Annotated in this window: 6 protein-coding genes; 1 reads left to right on the top strand and 5 read right to left on the bottom strand. The window is 57.5% G+C overall.

Annotated features, from left to right (window positions below):
* From ACQ4N8_RS20870 to ACQ4N8_RS20855, 4 genes are all read right to left on the bottom strand, one after another.
* Positions 1–1,051: amino acid ABC transporter ATP-binding/permease protein (locus tag ACQ4N8_RS20870; RefSeq protein WP_430706277.1), on the bottom strand; the 1,051-nt coding region annotated here is incomplete at its 3' end.
* Complete coding sequence (gene cydD, locus ACQ4N8_RS20865; protein WP_430706276.1) at positions 1,048–2,784, bottom strand: thiol reductant ABC exporter subunit CydD; 1,737 nt, start codon at positions 2,782–2,784, stop codon at positions 1,048–1,050. The genes ACQ4N8_RS20870 and cydD, both read right to left, overlap by 4 nt.
* Positions 2,784–3,800 (bottom strand): cytochrome d ubiquinol oxidase subunit II, encoded by a 1,017-nt coding sequence (gene cydB, locus ACQ4N8_RS20860; protein ID WP_430706275.1) that lies wholly within the window; start codon positions 3,798–3,800, stop codon positions 2,784–2,786. The genes cydD and cydB overlap by 1 nt, the downstream gene beginning before the upstream one ends.
* Positions 3,787–5,196 carry a cytochrome ubiquinol oxidase subunit I gene (locus ACQ4N8_RS20855; RefSeq protein WP_430706274.1) on the bottom strand — a complete coding sequence of 470 codons (1,410 nt, stop codon included), beginning with the start codon at positions 5,194–5,196 and terminating at the stop codon, positions 3,787–3,789. Before ACQ4N8_RS20855 ends, cydB begins: the two co-directional genes overlap by 14 nt.
* Positions 5,197–5,502: 306 nt before the next feature.
* On the opposite strand from ACQ4N8_RS20855, the gene ACQ4N8_RS20850 reads away from it, so the two are divergent.
* The gene (locus ACQ4N8_RS20850; protein WP_430706273.1) at positions 5,503–6,525 is read left to right on the top strand and encodes an ABC transporter substrate-binding protein; all 1,023 of its coding nucleotides are present in this window, start codon (positions 5,503–5,505) and stop codon (positions 6,523–6,525) included.
* A 24-nt stretch (positions 6,526–6,549) separates the two neighbouring features.
* On the opposite strand, the gene ACQ4N8_RS20845 is transcribed toward ACQ4N8_RS20850, so the two are convergent.
* Positions 6,550–6,960 carry a nitrous oxide-stimulated promoter family protein gene (locus ACQ4N8_RS20845; RefSeq protein ID WP_430706272.1) on the bottom strand — a complete coding sequence of 137 codons (411 nt, stop codon included), beginning with the start codon at positions 6,958–6,960 and terminating at the stop codon, positions 6,550–6,552.
* Positions 6,961–6,962: the final 2 nt, after the last annotated feature.

The raw sequence follows: 6,962 nt of genomic DNA, 5'->3' as shown, positions 1-6,962 counted from the left end.
CGCGATTTCCGCCCGGACATTCGCCACCTCCAGCAGCAATCGGCGAATGCTGACGAACCCGTACAGGCGGCCTTCGCGCATCACCCGGCGCCCCCGCCTCGCCGCCCGAGATCCGGGCGAGCCGGTCCAGCGACACGCGGTACTGCGGCGTGCGCTCCACCGCCTCGGACATGGGCAAGAACGCGTCCGACAGCGGGAACACGATCAGCACGAACGCCGCGATCAGCGTAGCGTCGATCCGCCCTGCCGCCGCTTCCCCGCCGGCCCAATACACCATCGAAACCACGACGAGGCCGACGACGAGATGGCCGATGAAGCTCCGCCATCGCGCCCAGGACCGCAGCTTGCGGTCTTTGCGGGCGACGGCGGCCTCATCCTGCTCGTACGCCGCCAGGAATTCCGCCGACCGGCCGCTGATCACCCAATCTCCGATACCCATCACGGCATCGGTCAGCGTCTGGTACAAGCCGTTCCGCTCGCGCTTTACGGCTTCGTTCGTCCGCCGGGTCAGCCGCAGCGAAAGATACGGAAGCACCGCTACCAGCACGAAGATGTACGCCGCCAGCAGCAATGCGAACGTCACTTCGAACATGCCCATGGCGATGACCGCCGCCGCATACAAGATCAACGCAACCACGCTGGGGAATACCGTACGGATATACACGTTCTGCAACTGCTCGATGTCGTCCGCCAGCGCCCCGAGAATGTCGCCCGTCCGATAACGGGAACGGATAACCAGCGCTTGCGGCTCCAGGACGCGATAAAGGCGGACACGCATTTTGGACAGGATCCGCAGAACCGTATCATGGCCGACCAGCCGTTCGACATAGTGAATGACCGCCCGGCTGATCCCGAACGTGCGCACGCCGACGATCGGCACGTATACGAGCAGAATGTTATAAGGCTGCAGCGCCGATTTGGAAATCAGGAAACCGGACGTAAACATCAGCATGCCGGCGGACAGCAGCGTCAGCGTACCCAGGATCAAATAAAGCGCAAACCGGCCGCTGTATAATCGAAAATAAGGTCGAACCCATGGCTCCCGCTTCATACGATCTCCTCCCGCTGCGCCGCTGCCATCCGATAGTAAGTCCCCCGCTTTGCCATCAGCTCAGTGTGGGTGCCCGTCTCCGCCACGCGGCCCTGCTCCATCACGATGATGCGGTCCATCTGCCGCATCCAATGCAGCCGGTGGGTCGCCAAAATCACCAGCTTGCCTTCGAACAAAGGCAGCATCGTCGATTTTAGCTCATATTCCGTCTCGATGTCCAAATGCGCCGTCGGCTCGTCGAGCAAAATGACCGGCCGCTTGCTGAGCAACGCTCTGGCCAACGCCACGCGCTGCTCCTGTCCGCCGCTCAGGGGCCGGCCGCCGCCGCCGATCGGCTCATCGAGCCCGCCCGGCAGGCTACGGACCAGCCCGTCCAGCCCCGCCGCTGCGGCGGCCCGCTCGATTTCCGCCCGCGTTGCCCCCGGCGCGTTAAAGCGGATATTTTCCGCCAAAGTATTGCTGAAAATATAGGGCGATTGCGGGATGTACGTAATCTGCTCCCGCCAGCCCGCCGCAGTCAAATCGCCAAGCTCCGTGCCGTTCAGCTTGAAGCGGCCCGAGGTCGGCCGCAGGAAGCCGCCGACCACGTCGATCAGCGTCGATTTGCCGGCCCCGCTTTCGCCGATGATGCCGATTTTCGCCATTCCGCCCAACGTCAAATTCACGTCCGCCAGCGACGGATTGGCCTCGGCCCCGTGGGTTACGCCAACGTCACCCAAAACCAACGTACTCGATGACGTCCACGCAAACGACGCTCCCGCCGGCACCGGCGCGGCTTTCGCCGCCTCCTCGTCCGCCGCGGCAATGATCTCGTTCATCGCCTCGCCCGCTGCCTTGCCGTCCTGCGTGGCGTGAAAATCCGCGCCGACCATCCGCACGGGCAGGAAATATTCCGGCGCCAAAATCAGCACGATCAATGCCGGGAGCAGCACCATTTCGCCGTTGACCAGCCGCAGCCCCAAACTGACCGCTACTGACGCGACGGACAGCATCGTAAAGAAGTCGAGCGCAAACGAAGACAGGAAAGCTACCCGCAGCGTCCGCATCGTCGCGGACCGGTAGGAGTCGCTGACCCGTTCGATCGAAGCTGCATGCGATTTGCTGCGGCCAAGAAATTTCAGCGTTTCGAGACCACGCAGCGAATCGACGAAATGATTGGATAATGTACGGTACGATTTCAGTTGCCGTTCCGTTTGCTTGCGTGCCGCCAAACCGACCAGGATCATGAAGGCAATCAGGATTGGCATCGTCAGCGTCAGGATGATCCCGGAGGCCAAGTCCAGCTTAAAAACGTAGGCCAAAATCAAGACCGGCGTCAGCCCGGTCGCCAGCATCCGCGGCAGGAACAGCTCCAAATAGTTGCGGTATTTGGTCACGCCCTCCAGCACCAGCGTCACCAGATTCCCGGTGCCCTCGGTGCCGATAAAACGCGGTCCCAGAGCGAACAGCTTCTCCATAACCCGCCCCCGCAGGTCCCGCCCCGTCTCCTCGGCGAACGCGTACGCCGTCTTCTGCTGCGCCATCGCGCATCCTTGCCGCACGATAAAAGCAAGCAGGAACAACCCGGCACCCCCGGCTTGTTCCTGCAGCTTGGCGCCGGCAAACAGGGCGGAGACGACCTCCGCCAGCCATTTTGCCTGCCATATGATTGCAAAGCTCTGAATCAGGGTCAGCAAGGCCATGATCGCCATGACCGGACGGACCCCTTGAATTTTCATTAAGCCGCGTCCCATTAATATTCCAGATGCTCCTTCTCGTGTACGCGTTTATGGAAAACGAAGTAACTCCAAATTTGATACCCAAGCACGAACGGCAGCAGAGTTAACGCCACGATCGTCATCACCTTCAGCGAATAATGGCCGGAGGCCGCGTTGTGGATCGTCAAGGAGAAGGCTTCGCTGATCGAGCTGACCATGACGCGCGGGAAGAGCCCGATGAAGACGCCGGAGATCGAAAGGGCGATTATCGTGCCCGTCATGCCAAACGCCCAGCCGTCTCTTTTCTTGGAAATGAACAGGCCTGCCAGAACGAAAGCAGCCACGCCCAACACGGCCACCAGGCCGATCAGCACGCCGCGCACCTCGAATACGTCGGTTTCGAAAAACGTCAGCGCGCCGAAAATTACGAACAGGGCGGCCAGCGGGATCAGCAGCTTATGGGCCAGCTTGCGGGCCCGCTCCTGCAAGTCGCCGGTCGTCCGCAAGCTCGCGAACAGCAGACCATGCACAAGGCACAACATCACGACGGTAATGCCGCCGACCAAGGTGTAGATATTGACCATATCGAACAGCCCGGCTTTCATTTCCATGTCCTCGCCGATCGGCAGGCCTTTCAGCAAGCCGGAGAACACGACGCCGAGCAGGAACGGCGGTAGCAGGCTGCCGATGAAAATCGCAACGTCCCACGTGCCTTTCCATTTTTCGTTGCCTACCTTGCCGCGAAATTCGAAGGCGACGCCCCGTCCGATCAAAGCGAGCAGCAGCACCACAAGCGGTGTATAATACCCGCTGAACAACGTGGCGTACCAGTTCGGGAAAGCGGCGAACATTGCGCCGCCCGCCGTCAGCAGCCATACTTCGTTCGCGTCCCAGAACGGGCCGATCGAATTGATCAGCACCCGGCGTTCCGTATCATTCTTGGCCAAAAAACGAGTGCTCATTCCAATCCCGAAATCGAAGCCTTCCAAAAAGAAGAAGCCGATAAACAGCACCGCGACCAGGATAAACCATAGCTCATTAAGAGACAGCATGATACCCCTCCTTACCGAATGGATCCGCCGAATGATCGGCACCGCTGCCTTCTTCGTCATTCGGTCCTTTCTTGATCACTTTCACGAACAGGTAGGCCATAACTGCGCCAAGCGCCGCATAGATAGCCGTAAAGGCGATCAGCGAGAACAGGATTTGCCCGCCGGTCACGCTTGGCGATACGCTTTCCTGCGTCTGCATCAGCCCGAAGACCGTCCACGGCTGGCGACCGATTTCCGTCATGATCCAGCCGGAAGTATTGGCGATGAAAGGCAGCGAAATCGACCAGAGCATCGCGCGGAAGAACCATTTGTTCGGTTGGTCGAGTTTCTTGCGCCAAGCCAGGTACGTGCCGTACAAACCGAGCACGATCATCAAGCAGCCGGCGACGATCATGATCCGGAAGCTCCAGAAGGTCGTCCGTACCGGCGGAATGTAGTCCCCGGGGCCATACGTTTGCTCATATTCGGCCTGAAGCTCGTGCATGCCTTTGACCTCGCCGGAGAACTTGCTATAGGACAAGAAGCTTAACAGGTAAGGGATTTTGATTTCGAAATTATTGTTCCCGTCGTCCGAATCGATGTGCGCATAAAGCGTCCATGGCGCGGGATCGCCCGACTTGCCCCAGAGACCTTCGGAAGCGGCCATTTTCATCGGCTGCGTTTTGACCAGATATTGCGCTTGCTGGTGGCCGAACAACGCCGTAGCGAACGAAGCGATCAAGGCGACGATGATGCCGATCGTAAACGATTTTTTGAAGAACGCCGCATCCTGGCGTTTCAGCATTTTATAAGCGCTGATCCCGGCGATCAGAAATGCGCCCGTAGCAAAAGCGCCAAGCACAGTGTGCGGGAATTCCACCCATAGTTGCCCGTTGCCGATCAAGGCGAAAAAGTCGTTCATCTCGGCGCGTCCGTTGTTGATTTCGAAGCCGACCGGACGCTGCATGAAGGAGTTGGCGGCCAGAATCCAGAAAGCCGATACCGTCGTCCCCAAGGCGACCAGCCAAATGCACAGCAGATGCACTTTCTTGGACAACCGGTCCCAACCGAAGATCCACAATCCGATAAACGTCGATTCCATAAAGAAGGCAAACAGCGCCTCCACCGCCAGCGGCGCGCCGAAGACGTCGCCGACGAAGCGCGAGTAATCCGACCAGTTCATGCCGAACTGGAATTCCTGGAGGATCCCCGTCACGACCCCTACCGCGAAATTGATAAGGAACAGTTTTCCCCAGAACTTGGCCATCCGTTTGTATTCTTCTTTCCCCTTCACGACGTACATCGTTTCCATGATCGCGATAAGCAGCACCAGGCCGATGGACAAGGGAACGAAGAAGAAATGGAAAATCGTTGTGACTGCAAACTGAAGGCGTGCAAGCAGAATCGGATCCAGCATTTCTTTTCCCTACTTTCTAATAATTATTATCTAATGTGAATTCTATCACCGGATCATGAAAACGAACGGGGTAAAAATAATAATTTTGTGACAGAAATCACATGAGAAATGTCACATTAGCGAACGAGAGCCGAAAGCCCGCGTCAGATCAACGTTTTTTTGATTTTACCCAATTTTGACATTACTGTGACTAAAGTGATTGGATAGCCATAATGCTAAAATTTGCAAATGAGGGTTGCACCCACGACGGTTTTAAATGATAATAATAATCATTATCAAATTATCCTATCGTGGAGGGAATCGCAAATGTACAGAAACAAAAAATCTTCTTTCACCGCGGTCCTGCTGCTTGGCTTGACCTTGATGTTAGCGGCCTGCGGAGGCGAACAAGGTTCGGCGCCGAACAACGGGGATTCGCAAACTTCGGCCAACAACGCTGCCGAACAACAGAATTCGGGCAATTCTGGCGGGGAGCAGCAGCCTGCCGAACGTCTTCTCACGGACGCCGCAGGCCATGAAGTGACGGTCCCCGCAAATCCGCAACGCATCATCGCATCCTATTTGGAGGATCATTTGGCCGCGCTTGGCGTCAAACCGGTCGCCCAATGGTCCGCGAAAGGCGGCAAATCCGTGCAGGGTTATTTGCAAGACGCTTTAAAGGGCGTTCCCACGATTCCTTCCGAGCTTCCTTATGAAGCCGTGATGAGCTTTCAGCCCGATCTGATCATCCTGGACAGCGCAGAGTTAGCCAGCGGCGACAAATACGCGCAATATGCCAAAATCGCCCCGACCTATGTCGTAGGAACGGCGCAAAACAACGATTGGCGCGAGGAATTGCTTGCCGTAGGCGATGTTCTGAATAAATCGGAAGAAGCGCGCAAGGTGCTGGATGAATACGAAACCAAAGTGAACGAAGCAAAAACAAAAATCCGGCAGGAGATCGGCGAGGCATCGGCGGCCGTACTTTGGGTCACCGCCAAAAGCACCTATGTAGTTCATGAAAAGCTGTCCAGCGGCGACGTGCTTTACCGCGATCTCGGTCTCAATGTGCCTGATCAGGTGAAGGAAATCTCCGCCACCGCCGCCGCCAACTGGAATCCGATCTCCAAGGAGAAACTGGCCGAACTGAACGCGGATTATCTGTTTATCATTAAAAGCACCGCCATCACCAAGGAAGAAATGCAAGCCGATCCGATTTGGTCCGGAATTCCGGCCGTAAAGAACGGTCACGTATACGAATTCGGGGCCGATTCCAGTTGGCTGTATACCGGGATTGTCGCTAACGGAAAAATCATCGATGATGTCTTGGGCAGCATTTTCCCGCAATAGCCAAATCATTCGAATAGCTGGCGCCTAGCCTTTTGCGGCTCGCCTCCCATCCAGCAAGTGCAAAACGGTCAGCAGCGGATGCCGCAGGAGCATGCGGGGTCCGGCGAAAGCCATGACCTTGCGGATATGCTCCCGGGGTTCGGGCGCGTAGCAGTGTACCGGACAAGCCATGCACGTGGACTTGCCTTCGCCAAACCGGCAGCGGTCCAGCCGCTGCCGGGCATAACCCAGCAGCTCGGCGCATTCCGCGCATAAATCCGCTTTCTCCCCGTCCCCCGGCATGCACCGGTTTACCCGCAGCCTGTCCCCATGCCGCTTGCGGCAGTACAGCCTGATCATCAGGGCCACGGTCCGTTGTTCCCGGCGAATCCGCGGTCCTGCCTCTTCTCTCTTCCCGTTCGCCAATGCCGGTTTGTTCGTACCGCCTTTACTCAATG

Source organism: Paenibacillus macerans (assembly GCF_050565405.1).
Classification (GTDB): domain Bacteria; phylum Bacillota; class Bacilli; order Paenibacillales; family Paenibacillaceae; genus Fontibacillus; species Fontibacillus macerans_B.
This window is presented reverse-complemented; position numbering and strand designations above follow the sequence as displayed.

Excerpts from the sequence above, each read along its gene's own strand:
- cydB (WP_430706275.1), bottom strand. The coding sequence starts at position 3,800 with ATGCTGTCTCTTAATGAGCTATGGTTTATCCTGGTCGCGGTGCTGTTT.
- ACQ4N8_RS20850 (WP_430706273.1), top strand. The coding sequence starts at position 5,503 with ATGTACAGAAACAAAAAATCTTCTTTCACCGCGGTCCTGCTGCTTGGC.
- cydD (WP_430706276.1), bottom strand. The coding sequence starts at position 2,784 with ATGGGACGCGGCTTAATGAAAATTCAAGGGGTCCGTCCGGTCATGGCG.
- ACQ4N8_RS20855 (WP_430706274.1), bottom strand. The coding sequence starts at position 5,196 with ATGCTGGATCCGATTCTGCTTGCACGCCTTCAGTTTGCAGTCACAACG.